General features: G+C 40.4%; 18 protein-coding genes. 12 read left to right on the top strand and 6 right to left on the bottom strand.

Translation table 11 applies throughout. The features are described from left to right. Positions 1-20: 20 nt before the first annotated feature. Together C2M30_RS18325 and C2M30_RS18320 are read right to left on the bottom strand one after the other, a co-directional pair. Complete coding sequence (locus C2M30_RS18325) at positions 21-3,377, bottom strand: methyl-accepting chemotaxis protein (RefSeq protein ID WP_158683563.1); 3,357 nt, start codon at positions 3,375-3,377, stop codon at positions 21-23. Between the two features lie 220 nt (positions 3,378-3,597). Beyond that, positions 3,598-4,836, bottom strand: coding sequence for a DEAD/DEAH box helicase (locus tag C2M30_RS18320; RefSeq protein ID WP_105172783.1), 1,239 nt, complete (start codon positions 4,834-4,836; stop codon positions 3,598-3,600). Positions 4,837-5,038: 202 nt separating this feature from the next. Here C2M30_RS18320 and C2M30_RS18315 point away from each other — a divergent pair, with 202 nt between their 5' ends. The 5 genes from C2M30_RS18315 to nhaD all read left to right on the top strand — a co-directional run bounded on the left by C2M30_RS18315 (position 5,039) and on the right by nhaD (position 12,461). Then, positions 5,039-5,575 carry a hypothetical protein gene (locus C2M30_RS18315; protein WP_105172782.1) on the top strand — a complete coding sequence of 179 codons (537 nt, stop codon included), beginning with the start codon at positions 5,039-5,041 and terminating at the stop codon, positions 5,573-5,575. A gap of 47 nt (positions 5,576-5,622) precedes the next feature. Next, the gene (locus tag C2M30_RS18310; protein ID WP_234004778.1) at positions 5,623-6,666 is read left to right on the top strand and encodes an MBL fold metallo-hydrolase; all 1,044 of its coding nucleotides are present in this window, start codon (positions 5,623-5,625) and stop codon (positions 6,664-6,666) included. 68 nt (positions 6,667-6,734) lie between these two features. After that, a complete protein-coding gene (locus C2M30_RS18305; protein WP_105172780.1) occupies positions 6,735-8,435 on the top strand; it encodes a sensor domain-containing diguanylate cyclase in 1,701 nt (566 codons plus the stop codon). 147 nt (positions 8,436-8,582) lie between these two features. Then, on the top strand, positions 8,583-10,679 hold the full coding sequence (locus C2M30_RS18300) for a M13 family metallopeptidase (protein ID WP_105172779.1): 2,097 nt from the start codon (positions 8,583-8,585) through the stop codon (positions 10,677-10,679). A 369-nt stretch (positions 10,680-11,048) separates the two neighbouring features. Next, positions 11,049-12,461 (top strand): sodium:proton antiporter NhaD, encoded by a 1,413-nt coding sequence (gene nhaD / locus C2M30_RS18295; RefSeq protein WP_040642663.1) that lies wholly within the window; start codon positions 11,049-11,051, stop codon positions 12,459-12,461. A gap of 35 nt (positions 12,462-12,496) precedes the next feature. Here nhaD and C2M30_RS18290 read toward each other — a convergent pair whose 3' ends face one another. Beyond that, entirely contained in the window at positions 12,497-13,393 is an 897-nt protein-coding gene (locus C2M30_RS18290) for a LysR family transcriptional regulator (RefSeq protein ID WP_105172778.1), read from the bottom strand. A gap of 113 nt (positions 13,394-13,506) precedes the next feature. On the opposite strand from C2M30_RS18290, the gene C2M30_RS18285 reads away from it, so the two are divergent. Next, positions 13,507-14,196 (top strand): pirin family protein, encoded by a 690-nt coding sequence (locus C2M30_RS18285; protein WP_105172777.1) that lies wholly within the window; start codon positions 13,507-13,509, stop codon positions 14,194-14,196. Here C2M30_RS18285 and C2M30_RS18280 read toward each other — a convergent pair whose 3' ends face one another. Further along, entirely contained in the window at positions 14,197-14,532 is a 336-nt protein-coding gene (locus tag C2M30_RS18280; RefSeq protein ID WP_105172776.1) for a hypothetical protein, read from the bottom strand. A gap of 225 nt (positions 14,533-14,757) precedes the next feature. Next, a complete protein-coding gene (gene yegD / locus C2M30_RS18275; protein WP_105172775.1) occupies positions 14,758-16,122 on the bottom strand; it encodes a molecular chaperone in 1,365 nt (454 codons plus the stop codon). Between the two features lie 333 nt (positions 16,123-16,455). On the opposite strand from yegD, the gene C2M30_RS18270 reads away from it, so the two are divergent. The 6 genes from C2M30_RS18270 to C2M30_RS18250 all read left to right on the top strand — a co-directional run bounded on the left by C2M30_RS18270 (position 16,456) and on the right by C2M30_RS18250 (position 20,222). Continuing rightward, the gene (locus tag C2M30_RS18270) at positions 16,456-17,346 is read left to right on the top strand and encodes an endonuclease/exonuclease/phosphatase family protein (RefSeq protein WP_158683561.1); all 891 of its coding nucleotides are present in this window, start codon (positions 16,456-16,458) and stop codon (positions 17,344-17,346) included. 62 nt (positions 17,347-17,408) lie between these two features. Further along, positions 17,409-17,564 (top strand): DUF2986 domain-containing protein, encoded by a 156-nt coding sequence (locus C2M30_RS18265; RefSeq protein ID WP_105173004.1) that lies wholly within the window; start codon positions 17,409-17,411, stop codon positions 17,562-17,564. A gap of 302 nt (positions 17,565-17,866) precedes the next feature. Further along, positions 17,867-18,598: a substrate-binding periplasmic protein gene (locus tag C2M30_RS18260; RefSeq protein ID WP_105173003.1), complete on the top strand. Its 732-nt coding sequence runs from the start codon at positions 17,867-17,869 to the stop codon at positions 18,596-18,598. A gap of 159 nt (positions 18,599-18,757) precedes the next feature. Further along, positions 18,758-18,931 (top strand): hypothetical protein, encoded by a 174-nt coding sequence (locus C2M30_RS21560; protein ID WP_158683559.1) that lies wholly within the window; start codon positions 18,758-18,760, stop codon positions 18,929-18,931. Positions 18,932-18,964: 33 nt separating this feature from the next. After that, a complete protein-coding gene (locus C2M30_RS18255; RefSeq protein ID WP_158683557.1) occupies positions 18,965-19,276 on the top strand; it encodes a hypothetical protein in 312 nt (103 codons plus the stop codon). Between the two features lie 19 nt (positions 19,277-19,295). Continuing rightward, positions 19,296-20,222 carry a hypothetical protein gene (locus C2M30_RS18250; protein WP_105172772.1) on the top strand — a complete coding sequence of 309 codons (927 nt, stop codon included), beginning with the start codon at positions 19,296-19,298 and terminating at the stop codon, positions 20,220-20,222. Between the two features lie 124 nt (positions 20,223-20,346). On the opposite strand, the gene dbpA is transcribed toward C2M30_RS18250, so the two are convergent. Then, positions 20,347-21,747: an ATP-dependent RNA helicase DbpA gene (gene dbpA, locus C2M30_RS18245; RefSeq protein WP_105172771.1), complete on the bottom strand. Its 1,401-nt coding sequence runs from the start codon at positions 21,745-21,747 to the stop codon at positions 20,347-20,349. Positions 21,748-21,830: the final 83 nt, after the last annotated feature.

The raw sequence follows: 21,830 nt of genomic DNA, 5'->3' as shown, positions 1-21,830 counted from the left end.
AGGAAACCTCCCTTTTCATACTAGCTCACCTTGAAAAAGTTCACTTCATCCACCATGCGTTTAGTTTCTTCATTTAGCGCGGCTGCGGAGCTGGCAATTTGTTCGACCATTGCGGCATTTTGTTGCGTACTTTCTTCAATATTTGTAACGGCAATATTTATTTCATTAAAGCTTGCTGTTTGTCGTTTATTTGCTTCGGCAATTTCTTCCATTTTCTCGTTAGCATTAGTAATCGAATGTGCGATACCGACAAGTGCTTCACTTGATTGATCAACATGCAGGTTGCCATGTGCCACCTGCTCAACACTCGATGTTATCAAGGATTTTATTTCGTTTGCTGATTGTGCGCTGCGTTGTGCAAGGCTTCTTACTTCGCTTGCCACCACACTAAAACCGCGACCGTGCTCCCCCGCTCGTGCAGCTTCTACCGCCGCGTTCAGTGCAAGCAAATTAGTTTGGAACGCAATTTCATCGATAACTCCAATAATATTTTTAATACGGTCGCTTGACGCACTCACTTGTTGCATCGTTTCTTTTGCTTCAAGCGCAATAACCTGCCCGTTTTGCGCACTAGTTTGCATGGTTAGCATTAGTTGTTCGGTATCAAGTAAGTTAGATTGCGCTACTTTTGCTGATTCATGCACTCGTTGCACACTCACACTCGTTTGTTCTACTGCGCTTGCTTGAGATTCAGTTCGGCGTCTTAAATCCTCATTTGCATGTGCGATTTCATGCACACTATTCGACACAGACTGCGCTAGGTTTAGTAAATTTGATAACAGCGAGTTCAACTTACCAACTGAGGTATTCGCGTTATCTTTTAATCGTTTAAATTGACCATCATAGTGAGTCGTAACATTGGCTCTTAGATCTCCCGCAACCAAGCTTTCAAATAGGTGGTCTAAATCGTTGAGTACTCGGCTAACAACCACAATAATCTCATTGACACCCTCACTTAGTTGCAAAAAGCAGCCTTGTTTATTGGCGCTATCAATGCGTTTATCTAGGTTGCCTACTTGTAATGCGCTGATAACATCTTGAACTTCGACCTCAATAACCTGGCTTAGCTGTTCAAGTGATTTATTTATATTCATTTTTAGGGTGTTGAATTCACCGGTATAGTCGCCATTTACATGTATGTGTAGATTGCCATTCGCCAGTGCATTAGCAACCGAGTTGAGCTCATTAATAACATTTTGATTAAGTGCTACTAAGTTATTTAACGAATTACTTAACGACAAGAAAAACCCTGATTTATCATCGGTATTTATACGTTTCGTCAGTTCGCCCGATAAACAACTCTGCACTATTTCAGTAATTTCATTCTCTATGATGTGATTAAGCGTAGAAATGGTTTTATTGGCGTTAAGTTGTAAGCGTGCGTACGCACCTTCATATTCCCCGTCTATTGTTACTGCCAAGTTGCCTTGTGCTAAATTCGCAAAAACATTGTCGACTTCATCTATCACATTGCGATTAATCTGTTGTAATTTGTTGATGCTTTGCGTAAGGGTTAAAAAGCCGCCTTGTTTATTTTTCTCATTAATAGATACATCTAACTCGCCTGAAGTCGCACAATCCACCAGCTGTTGAATATCTTTTTCAATAATTTGCTGTAGCGTATCGCGACAATCGATAGCCGAATCCAGTAAAACCGCAAACTCCCCTTGGAGTTGGTTAGTATACTGATTGCTTAAATTGCCGCGCGCTAAATCGTTAACAACCGTTGATATCGCACTAAACGAGCGATTGCAGGTATTAACTGTGCTGTTTACATCGTCTTTCAGTTGCCCTAGCTGCCCTTGTAAATTCTCGCTAATGGTATTTGAAAAGTCACCCTTTTTTACCGCCGACATCACTTTTCGTATTTCCCCAACGCCTATGCCTACTTGATTGCCTGCAGTTTCAATTTGCGATACTACTTTTGCCAAGTCACCATTGTACTTTCCGCTAAAGTTAATTTGGTTGTATTGGCCACTAGCTAACGCATTACTCATATTGCCTATTTCACAAAACGCATTGCCTAAGTTTTCAAGTAATGCGTTGATGTTTTTAGCTGTTTGACCTATTTCATCGTGTTGATTAACTGCAATTCGTAAACTGTAATCGTTGTCTTGTTGTATTTGTTGAATGGTTTGTTGAATGATGTTCAACGCCTTTTTAAATGAATGCGCAATTACAAAACCAACAATTAAACTGACCAGTAGAAATGTAAGCGCTGTATAAAACGCATTTTGTAATGTCTGCTCTGTGCTATTTAAATTTTGTTTTGCAGTATTAGTTATTTCGGTTGCCAAGGCCTTAATAAGCCCATTAACCAATTTTATTTCGTCCGTGGCACTGGCAAACCAGGTTTTTGCATCAACATGTGGCAAGATAACGGCGGTAGCGAGTCGCTTACTAATGGCGCTTTTTTGATTACCTGTAATGTCTCGATCAGCGCTTAATCGGCTCACATCATTTAGAAGCGCCGAAAATACATGCGCGGGTAAATACGGCTTCATATTCAATACAATCGCATTCAACTCATCAATTGACTGCGCGCTCAAATCGTCTTGACTGAGTAACAGCAGTAATGATTTTTTATCGTTCCTAAGTGCAACGTTATTAGTAAATGTAGCGGTCATTGCCTTTACGTTTACCACTTGTGGGTCAGTTTTTAGTGCCTCAAAACGCTGCAAGTAATCGTTATTGGCATAATGGGTAAACTGTTTTTCACGCTTTCGGATTTCGGCTAAAAAACGATTTACGGCTTCTGCACGCTGTGGCGTGTAATCGCCTTTTGCAAATACCCCGTTTAAGGCACCGCGCACTTGGCCCAAATGCTCTTTTAACCAAATTAACTGAATTGACGATTTAAATTTAGCTGACAACTCTGGCTCAGTAATATAAACCGATAGCTTTTCAGTCAAGGTAATGGCATCTGCGTTAATTGCAGAATAAAAGTGAAAAAAGCCAGAGTCAGGTACTAGTGCATCCACTTTTTCTCTTATGTCCATGCGTTCAGAAAGCGTCTTTTGTAATTGCTGTATAACGTCGAGAGAATGTTTGTTCAGTGAAAGGGACTGTATCTTATCGATTTTCAGTAAGAGTGCGTCTGCTGCGCTATCGGCATTTTTACGTTGCGATTGCAATGCTTGTTTACCTTGAGTGCCACCAGAGCCTAAGTACCCGGCACTCAACCCGCGCTCTACCGCAAAGTTATGTGCTAAATTATTAAGTAATTGTGTTAACTCAATAACCTCGTTTATATGAGTTTGAGCTGTCACTTGTACTTCGCTGTTTTTATTTAATTGGTAAATTAAAAATCCACTCAGCACACTGGGAATAAGCAAAATAAGAAGGAGCTTAAGAACAATCGGTAGGTTTTTTAGCATCGTGTGCATCCCTAAATTTGGCAAGCAAAGCAGTTAAATGATACGACTCCTCTTTCACAATAGTTTAATTTCAGCAAAACAAAATTTATTAATACAAATAAATTAGTTATCTATTCGCAACGGATAACAAAGGCAAACAAAAAAGCGCGTAAAACGCGCTTTTAGATAAATTACTGTCGTTATTAACGACCAATAAATTTAGAAACAAACACGTGCACAGTTAATTTTTTTTACGGCGACGATTACTGCGTTGACCTAAAATACGCTTTTTATCTCGCTGTTTGCGAGATTTTGTTGTGTTTTTTCTATTGTCTTTTGGCTCTCGGGTTAAATCCGGCTCAAATCCCGTTAACCATTGTGGGGTTAAACGTTCATCCAGTAATACTTCAATTTCTTCCAACAACCAATTTTCGTCTAGGCTTACCAGTGAAATTGCAGTTCCTGCTTTACCTGCACGCCCAGTTCTCCCAATGCGGTGTACGTAATCCTCAGCTATATACGGCAATTCAGCATTAATCACATAATCCAAACTCGGAATATCGATGCCACGCGCCGCAACGTCGGTTGCCACTAAAACACGTAACTCGCCGGCGCGAAACTGCTCTAGCGCTTTATTTCGTGCGCCTTGAGATTTGTCGCCATGAATAGCCGTGGTTGGTAAACCGTCTTTATTGAGTTCTTTCGCAAGTTCATCGGCATAATTCTTGGTACGCGTAAACACCAACACTTGGTGCCAGTTGTTTTTTCCTATGGTGTAAGCGATTAACTCGCGCTTTCGTTCATCGTCTACAGCATAAAATAATTGCTCAACTTTGGTCGCTGCGGTGTTAGGTGCATCTACCCCTACGCGTTTTGGCTCATTTAGCCACTGCGATACATTATTGAGTACTTGCTCATCAACCGTTGCCGAGAATAGCAAGGTTTGTCGTGTTAGTGGCACATGACGCATTATGCGCTTAATTTCACCCATAAACCCAATATCCAGCATGCGATCTGCTTCATCGAACACTAAATACGCTAAATCTGACAACGAAAGCGTGCCTTTAATCAAATGGTCGAGCAAACGGCCGGGCGTTGCTACAACAATTTGCGCACCTTGTTTAAGTTGTTTTTCTTGTGGTCCAATATTTGCGCCACCATACAAACACGCAACGTTCAATCCGCAGTTTTCACTGTACTGAGTACTGGCCTTTGCAACTTGTTGCGCAAGCTCTCGTGTTGGCACTAAGATTAAGGCACTTACCGTATTCGATATCGGCTGACGTGATAACAGCTTATCGATAATGGGTAACATAAACGCTGCCGTTTTACCGGTACCTGTTTGCGCGTGCGCAATGATGTCGTGGCCGGCCATAATCTCTGGAATAGCCAATGATTGAATAGGCGTGGCCGTATGGTAATCCAATCGCGTTAAGGTCTCGGACAAGTGAGAATTTAGGTTAAATGCTGAAAATGACATGAGGTTACAAGTGAAAAACACATGCGAAAAATTATACCATTAATCGTTGTGAAAAAAGCTAACTCACTGGCTTATTTGCCTAAAATCTAACAAAAAAACTAACATACACATATCACCTGAAATTTAAGCCACTGATTTTCAATAACTTTCGTTTTGGCTTAATTGTTGCCATAGTTAATAAAAACACCAAACGAGAATTCCTATGATAAAAAATAAATTTCTATGGTGCGTTACTGTGTTGGTAGCATTGTTACAAGCTGCTGTTTTATGCTGGCATTACTTTAATCCTAAGATTGTATTTATTGGTGTATTGGATGCGCCTTACCTACTTGATGTGCCATCTTGGTTTTCACTGATTATCATGCCTATTTTTTCATTGTGCTGTTTGCTTTTAATGCGAAAACGCCTTCAAAGTACGACTGTGAATCGTGGTAAAGCAACCACCTACGCACTAATCGGATTTGTATTTTCATTTAACTATGGTGCAACACTTGCGGGCAGTTACTATTGGGCAATGGAGTTATACACTGTAATGTTAATTATTGGCATCGCTGTGATTTCGTGTATCGTAAAATCATATCGTGCGGAATGTGTTTTTGGTTTTGCCTTGAGCCTTAGTTTTGTAGTTGGCGCAGTTCAAGCCTTGGTATTAGCATTAGTGACTGCCACAGTGTGCTGGCTGCTTTACAAATGCCGCAAACTGCCATTACACTTCGCCCGAGATAATTCATTTACATAATCATAAAAATATTAATGAGTTCTAGGTATAAATTGACGATCTGCGCTATGATTTCGCTGCTCGCAGGTTGTGCATCAAACAAGATCACAACATTAAATAACCTTAACGCAGACGGAGCAAGCCTTAAGCAAGGGCGCTATATCAATCGCTACCCCGGTAATAAAACATACCCCTATAGCTGTGAAGAAAATTGCTACCCTTCTACTGACGATATTCACTGCGAAAGTGATATGGAGCAGTGCCAATACAGAGGTAAAAACCCAAAACTAACAACACACTCAGGCTATCAAATTCACTGGCTTGGTCATGCAAGCTTTGAAATTAAAACGCCATCCGGCAAGCGATTTTTATTTGATCCGGTATTTGGTGAATTTGATTGGCCTGTAAATTGGGCGTTTCAGATGGCGAATGGCTTTGAGCGTCAATCACCCAAAAGCAAAGTGCAAAACCTAAGCGATGTCGACGCTGTGTTATATTCCCACTTACATTATGATCATTTTAATAAGCACGATATTGCGTTAATTGGCAACAAACCAAAATATTTGGTGCCGCTAAATTTTGCCACGCACTTTGACCGCAACCACTACACCATTCACGAAATGGATTGGTTTACAACGCATCTCGTTGCACAAACCAAAATCCACTTTGTGCCTGCCCAGCATTTTAATAGTCGAATTTGGGTGCCCTTTTTATACAACGACGATAATCAGGCACTGTGGGGCGGTTGGGTGTTAGAAGAAAACGGCAAAACTTTATTTTTTGCTGGCGACACCGGTTATTCAGATCATTTTAAAGATATTCAACGTCAATATGGTGATATCGACGTGTGCTTACTGCCAATCGCATCTTACTTTCACCAAGAGCACGAAACTTGGTATCGCTATGTACATACACGACCAGAAGACGCTATTGCGGCCGCAAACGATCTTAACTGCAAAGTGACCATTCCTTGGGGTTATGGCAATGCTAGCTGGCAAATGGGCGATCACAGTTCTCACTCCGCACTTTTTAGGCTGTTGCACACCTTGAAAATTATTGAAACAGACAGTCAATTTTATATTATGAACGAAGGAGAAAGGTTGTTTTTGTAACACTCACTGCTGTAATAAAGTGTGTTAGCTTTTTGGTTTGTTTAACGGTATAAATACTAAAAAAGAAGATGCCTTTAGCTGCCATGTTGGTATTTTTACTATTATTTTTTAGTTTTTCAGCAACTGCCCAAATTACTATAAACCAAGATCAAATTGCATTAACGCAATTTGATACGCATTATTATATTGATGAATCTCGTTCGCAAAGTATTGCTGATATACAAAATGCGCCGTTTTCCAGTGCAACCAACCGCCTTACCCTAGGTACAAATGCAAAAACAACTTGGGTTCGATTTGCTTTGCACAACTCATCGGCTCAAAAAAAACAACTGTTTTTGCATGTGCCAGAGGCTTACCATACCGAGCAGTTAACCCTTTATCTAATTAGAGATAGCAACACACAAATACGCCATTCGATTAACCTAGAAAACAATCAAGCTCAAGAGATGTTATATGGTGGAACCGCAGTGTTTCCATTAATACTTTTACCTAACGAGCGGTATCAGGTTTACTTAAAAAGTGATGTATTTTCACACCAATGGTTTACGCTTGCCATATACGATGAAACACAATCTAAACATGCCCTTGTAAGCGAAAATTATGATATTGCCATCATGGTCGGCATGCTGTTGGCGCTGATGTTTTACAACGTCATATTGTTTTTATCATCACGTAAAAAAGAAAATATTTTCTATGCGCTGTATTTAGTCTCGGGTACAACGTGGATTGCCCTTTCCTATGGTTTTTTAGCAACCTTATTTGGCATTTACGGCAAATCCATGATGCATCTACACCTTTCGCTACTTACCATGCCAAGCTTTCTGATCCTATTTATGATCAGTATTTTTGAAACCAAACGCCTATACCCGACTGAGCACAAAGCACTTATGTTTGTTTTACTGCTACTGGTATCTGATTTAGTGTTTGGCGTATTTGATATTATTGCAGCATTAAAACCAGCAAGCACATTAGCCGCAATAATGATTGTAGTGACATTAAGTGTCAGCCTCTCAATTCTAAAAAAAGGGAATCCGTTGGCAAAATACTTCTTATTTGGTCACGGTTTGTTTTTCACTTTTAACCTATTAGCCATCGGCTATTATAAAGGCATATTACCAAATACTTATGTGACAAGTCACGGTGTCGGCATTGGCATTATGCTCGAATCATTTATGTTAGCGTTTATTATTTCGTACCGTATTCGTGTGTTAGAGCGCATAGAAAAGCAACAGGCGGCGCTGCAAGTGCAAGCAAACACCGACCCGCTAACGCAACTTTATAATCGTCGTTACTTTGACCAAGCTACCGAAGCGGTATTAACTGATGATACGCGAACCCGTCCTGTTTGTATTGCCATCGCTGATATTGATTTTTTTAAAAAGTTTAACGACAAATACGGACACCAAGTAGGTGATGAAGTACTTGTGGTTTTTGCCGATATATTGCAAAAATTCACGCCTGATAATGCCATCGTCGCGCGACTTGGCGGTGAAGAATTTATCATTGCCCTGCCTAATTACAGCGAAAGCCAAGCATTTGCCTTAATTGATAAAGTACGCAAGCAAATCGAAAACACCACCATTAGCTCGCATACTCATGATGCCTTATCAATAACGGCAAGCTTTGGTGTGTGTGAAATTGAGTCATTACTGAAACCAGCCATTATTAATGCTGACAAAGCACTTTACCGTGCAAAAGAAAATGGGCGAAATCAGGTGATGCCTTTTAGCACGCTGAGCGAACCTAGATTATCGTTACAAACACAATAACTTAAGCAATAAAAACATATTTATTTACAAAACAGCGCGTTGTTAAACGTGTTCTATTTGCTATCTTGACGTATTTTCGTTAAAAACAAGCTAAGTTTTGCAGTTTTTAACGCAAAATAGAAATATTTAACGCTAAGGGAAATCTTAATGAAAAAATCAATTCTTGCAGTTGCACTTGCAACTGCGTTTCTTGGTGGTTGTGGTGACCAACAAGCTGATACCGCTAAAGTAGAAAAAGAACAACAAGCGAAAGCACCTGTAGCCACAAAAACAGCAGCACAAACTAAAGCAGAGCTTGGCAGCTTTGGTGTTGACCTGACTGCACGTAATTTAGACGTGAAACCAGGTGACGACTTCTTTATGTACGCAAGTGGTACATGGTACGACAACTATGTAATGCCAGCGGATAAAACGCGCTTTGGTGCGTTTACTGCGCTTGCTGAACGCAGTGAAAAACAAGTTAAAGAAATCATCGACGATATCACAAGCCGTAAAGACCTAAACGCAGAAGAGCAAATGATTGCTGATTTCTACAACGCGTATATGGATGTTGAAACAATCAACAAAAAAGGCATTACGCCAATCCAAGGTTTACTTGATGAAATTGGTTCAGTTAAAAACACGGATGACTTAACGCGTATCTTTGGTAATGCGTGGCTAACAAGTGTGTCATCACCGATTGGCGGTGGCATGTGGTTTAACCGTTTAGACCCGAATCAATATGAAATGTCGATGGGCGCTGGCGGTTTAGGTTTACCAGATCGTTCATATTACCTTGAAGACAGCGAGCGTTTTGCTAAAACACGTGACGCATACGTTGCGCACATTGCAAGTGCACTTAAGTTTGCTGGCGTTGACAACACAGAAGAGCGCGCAAAAGCAATTTTAGCGCTTGAAACTAAAATTGCCGAAGGTCATTGGCCACGTGAAAAGCGTCGTAATCGCGATTTAACATTAAACCAAATTAAGCGTACCGACCTTGCAAAAGAATACCCTGGTTTTAACTGGGATCTGTATTTTGAACAAACAGGTTATAAAGTACCGCAGCTAAATATGGCTCAGCCAGAACCAATAAAAGCCATGATTTCACTGATTAACGGTGAAGACATTAACGTTTGGAAAGATTACCTAACGTTTCATGCGATCCGTGGTAATGCAAGCCTACTTTCTGAAGAAATCTATGCAAATAATTTCGAATTCTTCGGTAAAGAATTAAGTGGTCAACAAGAGCCGCGTCCACGCTGGAAGCGTGCAATTGGTGCAATGTCAGGCACTGAATCAATGGGTTTTGCGATTGGTAAAGTATACGTAAAACGTTACTTCCCTGAATCATCAAAAGCGCAAATGGCTGAGCTTGTAGAAAACCTTCGCACTGCACTTGGTGAGCGTATCGATGGTTTAGACTGGATGGGCGCCGAAACTAAGGTAAACGCAAAAGCGAAACTTGCAGCGTTTAACCCTAAAATTGGTTACCCAGATGTATGGCAAGAGTTCGACGGCCTGAAAATCGCAAAAGATGATTTAATGGGTAATGTACGTAACACGCGTCAATTCTTCCGTGCAGAAAGTGCAGCAAAAGAGCTAGAAAAAACAGATCGTAATCGTTGGGGCATGACACCACAGCGCGTAAATGCATACTACAACAGCTCGTTTAATGAGATTGTATTCCCAGCTGCTATCTTACAGCCGCCATTCTTTGATCCAAACGCTGACGCGGCCGTTAACTATGGTGCGATTGGTGCGGTAATTGGTCACGAAATGGGTCATGGTTTTGATGATCAGGGTTCGAAATCTGACGCTAACGGTATTCAACGTAACTGGTGGACTGATTCAGACCGGTCTGCTTTTGAAGCAAAAGCAGACAAATTAGCAGAGCAGTACAGCAAGTACGAACCAATTCCAGATAACTTTGTAAACGGTCGTAACAGCTTGGGTGAAAACATCGGTGATGTAGGCGGCCTTGCAATGGCTTATCACGCGTATAAATTAAGCCTTAACGGTAAAGAAGCCGAAGTAATTGATGGCTTAACAGGCGATCAGCGTTTCTTCTTAGCGTGGGCACAAGTGTGGAAAGAAAAACGCACTGAGCAAAGCATGCTAAACCAATTACGCGCGGGTACTCACGCACCAGGTCGTTTCCGTGCACTTGCGCCACGTAACCATGATGCTTGGTACAAAGCGTTTGACGTAAAAGAAGGTGATGCACTTTACCTTAAACCAGAAGAGCGTGTTCGCATCTGGTAATCAAAATAGTACGTTTAAAAGCCCGGCTTAAGCTGGGCTTTTTTGTTAACACCACATGTTAATTTAACAAATGGCTGGATACTTTCATTTTACTTTATTCTAAATCGCCTTTATCACCTTTATTTTTGTATATGGCGTAATCACTTAGCATTAAACGCTCGTCTACTTAGCGTGGCACTCATAAATCACACATTCTTTTGATCTATTTCCGCTATTTGTCAATATTTTAGCCACTTAGACCTCTGTACTATGCAACTTGTTAAATATTTGTGTTAATGTTCGCGCGCTTTTTAACAAACGCTGCAATTTTAATACAAGGCTTCACTCATGAATAACAAGCTGTTTTTGTGTCTACTGTTATTCAGCTTTATGCTGTTTACTCCGACTTCAATGGCCGCCTCCACGGTAGGCTCTCCTCTTGATTTAACTGCGAGCACGCTGGGCTACATCTGTATCGCAATTTTCGTTTTAGCATACGCATTTGTGATGCTTGAAGAAAAATTACATATGCGTAAGTCCAAGCCAGTACTGGTTGCCGCAGGTTTGATTTGGATTTTAATTGGTAGTTATTACGTAAATAATGACTTGCCAGGGATCACAGAAGCCGCGTTTAGACACAACTTGCTAGAATTTGCCGAGTTGATGTTGTTCCTATTAGTTGCCATGACCTACATTAATGCACTTGAAGAACGTAGAGTATTTGATGCATTGCGCGCGTGGATGATCCGTAAAGGCTTTAGTTATCCTGTGCTTTTTTGGTTAACTGGTTGGTTATCATTCTTTATCTCACCAATTGCAGACAACTTAACCACCGCACTACTCATGTGTGCTGTGGTAATGAAAGTGGCAGAAGGCGACAAGAAGTTTATTAATTTGTGCTGTATTAACATCGTTATTGCAGCCAATGCGGGTGGCGCATTTAGTCCATTTGGCGATATTACAACACTTATGGTGTGGCAAGCAGGCAAAGTCGAATTCCTTGAATTCTTTGCGTTATTCTTACCGTCAGTAGTTAATTACCTTGTACCAGCTGCGATTATGAGCTTCTTTGTTGAGCGTAAACAGCCAGCTGCAGCGCAAGTAGATGTTGAACTAAAGCGCGGCGCTATCCGCATCTTATGCCTATTTTTACTTACCGTAACCACAGCTGTATTGTGTCATAGCCTACTTCACTTACCACCAGTACTTGGCATGATGATGGGTCTAGGTTATTTACAATTCTTTGGTTATTTCCTGCGTATGACATTACCAGGCTCTCTTGCACGTAAAAAGGCGCTTGCTGAAAGTAAAGGCGATGAAAGACGCTTAAAATCATTGGGTAGCGTAGTACCGTTTGATGTATTTGCTAAAGTATCACGCGCAGAGTGGGACACCTTATTATTCTTCTACGGCATCGTAGTGTGTGTTGGCGGTCTTGGTTTCTTGGGCTATTTAACATTAATGTCTGAAGCGCTATACGGCGGTATGTCAGCAACGACGGCAAACGTATTACTGGGGATGATTTCTGCGGTTATCGATAACATTCCAGTCATGTTTGCGGTACTTGCCATGTCGCCTGAATTATCACACGGTCAGTGGTTATTAATTACGCTTACAGCAGGCGTGGGCGGTAGCTTGTTATCCATTGGTTCTGCGGCGGGTGTGGCATTAATGGGTCAAGCTCGTGGTTACTATACCTTCTTTGGTCATTTAAAATGGGCACCGGTGATTGCGCTTGGTTATGCCGCAAGTATTTTGGTGCATTTGTGGGTTAACTCTGAGTTATTTACCATTTACACCTAACACACATTAAGGGAAGCAAATGCTTCCCTTTTTTATTAACACGCTAATTTTTCACTAAATACACTTTCTAAAAACTGCAGTAATATTTTTATTTTTGGTAAGTTTATACGGTTTCTAGGATAAATCGCGTACATATCTGAGGGCGTCAATTGCCAATTTGGTAATACCTTAACCAAACGCCCAGACGTTACATCATCTTGACACATATAATTGGGTAAGGCGGTTATACCTAGCCCGTCAATACACGCTTGCTTAATCACACTAAAGTCATCAACAACCAGTTTGGGCGAAAAACTAATTTCCTGTGTCTGACGTTTATTTAATAGCGTAATGCCCGACACGCTAATACTACTGCTCATCACGAGCCAATTTAGTGTGTCTAGAGATTTAATCTCGGGTTTAGTTGCTAACGCGTTTAAGTATTTTGGACTTGCGTACAACCCTCGGGTCGCGCAGCCTAACGTTTTAGCTATTAAGTTCGAATCCTCAAGCTTGCCAATGCGCACTAACATATCAAATCCACCTTCAACTAAATCGACACGTTGATTAGTTAAATTAAGTTGCAATGAAAGCTCGGGATATTGAGATAAAAATTCAGTGACCTTGGGCTTTAAAATCTCTTGACCAATCGATACAGATGCGCCGATTTTTATGTCACCCGAAACTGTATTTCGTGCCTTATCAATAACCGCATTGGCTAGTGCTGCTTCTTCATAAATACGTTTGCAGTGCGCTATGTATTGTTTGCCCGCTTCTGTTAATTTTTGCGAACGCGTGGTTCTTTCAAGTAAGGTAATACCTAACGTTGACTCTAGTTTTGCTATTTTTCGACTGACGTTAGCTTTTGGCATTGCTAACCTTTGTGCTGCAGCGGTAAAGCTACCGCTTTCTACCACAGCAAGAAACACCATCATGTCATTTAAGTTAAGCATTGATCCCAATTGTTGTTATAAATGAATTTATCTTAATCACAAATAGGTATTTTTAACACAATAATTTCACTCTACTATGTATCTATCAAAGTAGAAAATGAATAGGAAATACCATGCAAGTATTAACACGTAACGAATTACCACTTGGTGGTTTTGCTGGTTTAGTTGAGCACCGTTTTGTCACGGATAGTCGATTATTCGGTTCACGTAAATCGCCGTTAACATTCGAAGGATTGGGTCAATTTGTTTATTTGGCTGATGCGAAATTTAATCCTTTTGGTGAAACCACAATGCACCCTCATAAAGAGATAGACGTCATCACTATCATGCTTGATGGGCAAGTTACCCACGAAGGTTCATTAGAGCACGGTAAAAGTTTGCAGGCGGGTGATGCGCAAGTACAGCGCGCTGGTGGTGAAGGCTTTTCACACAATGAAATAAACCCAAATTCGTCAACTAATCGTTTATTACAATTATGGGCGTTGCCAGAAACATTAGGCGAACCCGCAGCGTATAAATACTATAAAACAGCCAAACAAGGCATTACACATATTTACGGCGGTGATAAAACTCAAAACGCTACGTTTGATAGTAAAACCCATATTTACATCGTTAAACTCGCCGCTGGCGAAAGCTACCGTGCTGATACAGAAACATTAGCATATCTCTATAAGGGTAACCTTGATGTTGAAACTACAGAGCGACAAATAATGGCAACTGATGGCACGCTTGTACGTACTAAATACGCGACCTTTAGCGCACTAACACCGAGCGAGTTTGTAGTAATAAATCACGTAGAATAGTTAAAACGCCAATGCCAGTAGCGGCACATTTGACACAAACACAATTGCCGATGTAAGTGTTAACACTTTAATTTGCGTTGAAAGCATTCTCATTGAAGGAAAAAGCAAGGTCGCTGCTACTGTCACAAACGGTAAACCAAATGTGGTACCAAGAATAAACGCAATTTGTTTGCTGGGAACATCAAATGCACCATGGTTTATTGTGGCGTAATGAGCAAGATACGCATTTGCGATAATTAACACGGTTAATAACAACACCATTACCCAATCGAGCTTACGTTGAAAGGTGGGGTTAACCAACGAGTGTGAACTATTGGTTTGTGCTGACGTATTCATAAGTCATCCTTGATAAGTTAGGTAGCGACTGGCTTAATATTGCGCGACTCCATTTGCAATAATTTAATATAAGCAAAGGGTGTACCTAATTTCAAGGAAATACGTCACTTAAAACATAATGCGTGATTGTGTTTATAAGTACGCCATGTTGTGTCGCTTTTGCATTAGCGCAACAAATCCTTATGCAACGCTAATTTTAAGCAAATTAACCTTTTTAAAACCGGGTTATTTAAAGATTTTATTCGCCCACTTCGTTAAACCAGCAGTTACACTACCAAAGTTGTCACCATTTAACATTGGGATATCACCCAAAGCCTGTTGTAATGCCTGTTTGAGTAATGGCGATTGTGCACTACCGCCAGTTAGGTAAATCACATCTGGGCGAGTACCGGCTGCACAAATTGCGTCGTTCGCAAGATTCACCATTTGCTTTAAACTGTCATTAATCGCATCGCTCAAATCATGATGTTCAATTAACTGCATAAGATCAGATTCAACAAACGAAAGATCTGCATAATGCGTGCTCTGTTCCGATAAACCAATTTTAGCCAACTCCCCTTGCCTAACGACTTGATGAGATTGTTTATTCTCAAGCACTTTAATTAAACGCGAAAGTAAATTTGGCTGCTCTACATCACGCAATAAACGCGTTAATTCGCGATGATTTGTATCGCTGTAAAACTCACTTTGCAAATGAATATCGTTGATTTTACACGCTTGCCAATAAAGTGGATGTGGCAAAGGTAAACCCGATTTCATTTGTGTTCCTAAACCAAATTGCGGCATCAATTTATGAAAACTTAGAGCGATGTCTAAATCGTTTCCGCCAATACGTTTACCTGTATGCGAAAGAAAGTCGTTGCTGCGATCATGGTTTTCGCGAAACGATGGACCCATTTGCACGAATGAGCAATCCGACGTACCACCGCCAATATCAACCACCAACACTTTAGTATTTTCAGTGAGGGAGGTTTCAAAGTCGATACCAGCAGCCAGTGGCTCATACAAGAATTCTACGTGTTTAAACCCTGCTCTCTGTGCTGCCTTGGTTAATATACTAATCGCTTGTTGATTGCTTTCTTCTCCGCCAACGGCTTGAAAGTTAACTGGGCGACCTATTACCGTATGCGATAAACTATGTTTTAAATGGTTTTCGGCGCGGGCTTTGATTGCCATAATCATGGCTGTAGCAATGTCTTCAAAAAATGCGATTTGCTCTGGTTTTAATCCGGTTGCACCGAAGAATGATTTAGGAGATTTAACGTAAAAGCCTTCTTCGGGGAATTCTATATACTCATCGATGGCTTCTCGCCCAATGTAAATTCCGCTTTCATTATTTGCTAAATCAAGATCGCTGCGAATAGCAGGAATACCCGCCAACAGCCCTTTTCGTTGACTAACGTAGGTGTCAGCCAGGTCGCCCTTAGCTAAATTTTTAGCAACATAGTCAACAATTAAACTGTTGTGCTGTGCATATAAAGTCGATGGTAAGTACGGTTTGCCATTCTCTAGCGGAACAAGCTTAGGAACACCTTGCTCTAAAACACCCATAGCGCAATTTGAACTACCATAATCAAAACCAACAATCATCGCATACTCCTAAGCAAAAAAAAGGTCGCGCAGAGTAGCACAGAGCGTTAGCAAGTACCATGGTTTTTAAAGTTGATTGTGTATCATCCAATACAAGCCGCTCTAGTGAGTTAAATAAGGCATTAGTTTTTAACATGTGCTTATTTCCGAATAAATTTAAATAGTGAACGTATTACTTAAAACTCGATTATACGGCACATAACAAGTTGAAAATGCTTACTATACTATTAGTTAAATGACTAAAAGAGTTAAGCAACTTGTTCTTACGCAATCATGGTTAAATATTTACTGCTTATAATTATCAGCGTTGCCTTCACGTTGGCGCTAATTGCAATGTCGTCGCTTTCAGCCACTTATTATTGGCTTGATTTAGTGACAAGTTTTATTCCACACCTATTGATTCTGAGCCTTGGCTTATCGTTGATACTCATTTTTATAAAGCCAAAATTAGCAACTAGTATCGCTGTAATTACATTCACCACACTGTTATTTAATCTACCTATAAATCTTTCATTTAATTACTACAACGACCCCAGCGTTACGGTTAGTCAACTTAACCTTAATTATTACAATGCTGACATCGAAAGCGTTTACTACATACTTGGCAAGGAACGTAGCGATATAACAGCACTATTTGAAGTGAATGATACTGATCGCGCACGCTTTATCGCGCTGCGTAGAGATTACTTTGATTATGGCTCTGCCGAAATCGAAGGGTTTCCAGATGGTATCGGTGTCATTACTAAATTCCCAATTTTGCAACGTATCACCCACTCAGTTTTTGAAAACAGCGTACGGGGTGTTATTGTCGAACTGCATTTAGCCGTAGGACATCAAAAGTTGCGTGTATTTGCGCTACACCCACCCTCGCCGCGTAATCAAAAATTGTGGCATAAACGCAATATGATGTTGTTGTACTTAACAAACCTATTAAACCAACCCCATGACATTGAACACACATTAGTATTAGGTGATTTTAATACCGGGCCATTGTCACAACACTTTACGCGTGTTGAACGTTTCAACGCTTGCTATCAATTAGCTGGCCATTATGCATCTTGGTCACCTGTTAAGTTACCGCAGCCGATATATTCGATTTTTGGACTTACCATTGACCATTGCTTATTAAGTGACTCACTTTTACTCGACACATTAACCACCCAATATATCCCAGGTAGTGACCATGCTATGTTGAAATATAACATTGTATTATCAAAACAATAAAAATACGTTGAGATATGGCAGACTATGCTAAACTCCGCGGCGATTTATTATGTGAGAAGACTATGAACCGCCGCAAAAAAATTTATGAAAAGCTGAACAAGAAAGACAAGAAAGCAAACGAAAAGCTGAATAAAAGTAATAAGCCAAAATACATCTCGAAAGCAGAGCGTGAAAAGCTGGCACAAACTACACCTGACAACAATCAGTCAGAAGACTAGAGCGTAAAGTAAAACACGCTCTACATTGTTTATGTTGGGCTTTTTTAAACAGCAATAAAATAAAGTAACTCTGGTGTGCAGCAAAGCGTTAAACGCACCGAATACAGAAACAAAGAAGTAACACATTAAATAAGAATTTTGTCGGTTTATTTAGATTTAACTACGTTATATATTAATAACGGGAATAATAGTTAAATTATGCCGAACACTAAAAACGATTAATTGTTATATAATTGAATGTAAAAGCGTTTTTAACTGAAAGGTACGTTATTAAACACATAACGCATGGAGTGGGTACGAGTTTGTATCGAATAGCTATTTTTAATGTTTGTTTAATACTTTGCACGTTTTCGCTGTATGTAGCGGCAAGCGCAAAGCTCAATGTGGTTACCGAAGAGTGGCGACCATATAATTATACAAACGAGCACGGTGAAGTTGTTGGTCGCGCGACTGAGCGCGTCAAAGCTATTCTAGACAGTATTAATATTGACTACCAAATTACGTCTTACCCGTGGGCGCGCTCTATGATTTTAACCGCTAACGACGAAAACACCCTTATTTATACCATTCTAAAAACAAAAGAGCGCAAAAACTTGTTTCAATGGGTTTGTCCGCTTATTGGCCCAATTAAAGTTAATTTGTACAAGTTAGCGAAGCGCAAAGAGATAAATATAACCACGCTTGAACACGCCAAGCGCTATGTTACATCCATCGAAAAGGGCGAATCAGATCATGAGTATTTGTTGGCAAATGGCTTCAAAAATGGCGTTAACCTCGATGTAACGAGCGATCCTTACGCAGGCGCACGAAAGTTTTTTGCAGGACGTGTCGATTTGGTATTACAAACAGAGTGGGAAATGTCAGAGAATCTGCGTCATTTTAATCATACCGAGTCTGAAATCGAAAAGTTGATTGAGGTAACTAAGGCCAGTGACGCCGAAGGATGCTTAGCGTTTAGTAATAAAACAGATAAAGCATTAGTAGAGAAAGTTAGAAATGCATTAAAAGCTTATAATCAAAAACACGGCTTATAATTGCAACTTAAACCAACAGCAACCCGCTTCCCGGCAATACACATTTGTTAACATTTATTGTGATGAGTTTATAGTAAAGTGCTTTTAGATTTGGTAAATATATCAATCATATAGAAAGCCCATAAAAGTATATTACTTTAACTTCAAAAGGATTTGACCTTGCAATACGTTGAAATTTTCACGCTCGTTCTGTTTGTTGTGCTCTTTAGCATTGGTTACAAAAAAAATAACCGCAATATGATGTTAACCGCCTCATTATGTTTGTTAATTGGTTTTGCTATCGAACCATTTGTAATCGGGTTTGAGCAGGGCATAGCAGATGCGCGAAATTAAAAATTAACAGTATCACATTAAACGGACATTCAAATGAGACTTAAACTGGCTCCCCTATTCGTAATCTTTCTGTATTTTATTACACACTCGATGAGTGCAAATGCTGAAGACTGCTCTGTAAAACTCAGCGCGAACGAACAAACGCGTTGTTTAGAACGAAAAATTGTTAAATTAGAAAAAGTGATTGAAACATTAAGCAAACAATCAAGTTTGCTGCCAAAAAATACGATTGTTGAACTTGATGCGACACAATGCCCACTTGGTTGGACTAAATATGAATCACATCAAAATAACATTAGCAGTCGTTCTGTCGCGCCAACAACCATTAAATGCAAAAAATCCTAGCGCATCCTAATTGGTGACTATGAAAGCATTTACTTATATCGCAATTTCTCTGTGCGTTGTGACTTCGCTTATTTTGATTTTAAACGGCGAAAACACAACGCAAGATATAACAAATACGTCGCTTAAAACGCAGCAGAACATCGAACGGTTTGAGCATGAAAAAATCACCGAAATTCAGCCTATTACTAACGCGTTACCCATACAATCAAAGCACACCAAGCAAGGCCATTTAATTGAAATTACCAAACCACAATGGCGTTTAGAAGATGGCATAAAGAGCCAGTTAAGCACATTAAAATTACGTGCAAAATCGGGGGACGCTGAAGCGAGTTACCTTCTTGCCCGTAATTTTCGTTATTGTTTATTTGCACCGTTAAATGAGCAAGTGTTTGAAGACAAGCTTGAGCAAACCTACCAGTTTACGGACAGCACCGTGGCAATTGAGCGAGTGCGTGAACAGTATACCTATTGCCAGGGGCTTGAGTCAGAAAATTTAAACGCCTTTTACACCTACTTAGAAACTGCAGCAACTCAAGGATTTGTGCCTGCGCAGGAAACATTAGGGCGCGTCACTGCTGAGTTTTACATGCAATCACAAGGCTATGCATCATTATCGCGCGATGATTATATTGCAACGCGCGATGCATTTACGACACAAAAACTAGCGCTGTTGGAGCAAGCCGGTAAAAAAGGCAGTATTGATGCATTAATTCAATTGTCGAATCTGCATCATTCACAAAACGCGGGAAAATTTGGTCATGTAAAGTCATTTGCTCTAAATCAATTGATCACCCAATTTACCAACAATGACGAAATTTATAATCGCTTCTCTTGGTTCGTTAACAGACAGTACGATAAGCTCTCGGCTGAAGAGCATGAGAAAGCGAGTGAACTGCTGGAGCAGTGGTCAACGGATATTTATAAAAACGGTACGCTCTATCATTAGCGTATTTTTATAAAATATAACGCTAAGCGAGTAGATATAAGGTTAGTGAAAACACGATTAAAATGCGCGCGTTATTTAAAGGTGTGTGACTTTGTCACACACCCGTATAACAGATTGAGTACAACTATTTAGTGACTTTGCGTACCCTAAAGTTACGGCCTTTCATTTTGCCTTCGCTAATGGTTTTTACAGCCGCATTGGCAATTTTTCGTGTTACCGCGACATACGATGTCATCGCCGTTACTTTGATTTTACCAATTTGTTCTCCGGTAATTGCACTATTCGATGTAAGCGCACCCAGAATATCGCCTGGGCGAAGTTTTGCTTTTTTACCACCATCAATTTGCAGCGTAATATTTGGCGCGCGCTCAATCGCGTTGGCAAATACCTCATCGCCTGGCAAATCAGTAGGCAACGCTTCAATCTTTAAATAGTCTTCTAACGCATTCACCTTATGAGATTCTTTATAACTCACAAGCGAACAGGCAATACCTTTATTACCGGCGCGGCCGGTACGGCCAATGCGGTGAACATGCACTTCAGGGTCGTGCGCTATGTGGTAATTCACCACCATATCAACATGGTCAACATCGATTCCGCGGGCCGCAACATCGGTTGCAACCAAAATAGTTAAACTCTTGTTAGCAAAGCGCACTAAAGTACGGTCACGATCTTTTTGTTCTAAATCACCATGCAGCGCAGCACTATCAAAGCCAAAATGACTTAATTCATCGCATACATTTTGACATTCACTTTTGGTATTACAAAACACCACCGCTGATTTTGGCTGAAACTTAAGTAATAAGCGATTAACCGCATCTAAACGTGCATCATTATTTACAACTTCATAAAAATATTGGCTAATTGAGCTGTGATCATGCGTTGCTTCGACCACGATTTTTTCAGGATTAACCATCACATGCTGTGCTAACTGCTCGATTTTAGTTGGGTAAGTGGCACTAAATAATAAATTTTGTCTTGCTGTTGGTAGGTGCTCAATGATGCAATTAAGTGACTCTTCAAACCCCATTTCTAGCATACGATCGGCTTCATCAAGCACAAAGGTATTTACTTCATCTAGAATTAAACGCCCTTTTCGTAAATGCTCTTCAATACGCCCTGGCGTACCAACCACAATGTGGGCGCCATGTTCAAGCGAGCCTATTTGCGGCCCCATCGGTGCGCCACCACATAATGCAAGCACTTTAATATTGTGAATCGCACGTGCGAGCTTTCGTATCTCTACCGCTACTTGGTCGGCAAGTTCACGTGTTGGGCACACAACCACTGCTTGTACGCGAAAACGTTTAACATTTAAGTTATGTAACAAGCCAAGTGAAAACGCAGCCGTTTTACCCGAACCTGTTTTGCCCTGCCCAATCACATCTTTACCCGCAAGAATAAGCGGCAAGGTTTGCGCCTGAATATCGGTCATGGTGGTATAACCTAAACTGGTTAAGTTTTCTAAAAGCGCGGGCGATAGCGCCGTAGTTGAAAAACAAGAAGTTGAAGACAAAGCGAACACTCAAATATTGCAAAAAGAGAAGTATATCACAGCATGCCATCACTGTTAGTCTCAAACTATGCTTGCTATAGTGTCACAAACAA

It is taken from the genome of Pseudoalteromonas sp. T1lg24, assembly GCF_002964745.1.
GTDB classification, from domain to species: Bacteria; Pseudomonadota; Gammaproteobacteria; order Enterobacterales; family Alteromonadaceae; genus Pseudoalteromonas; species Pseudoalteromonas spongiae.
The sequence above is the reverse complement of the archived record's forward strand: the minus strand, read 5'-3'. Positions and strand labels throughout refer to the sequence as shown.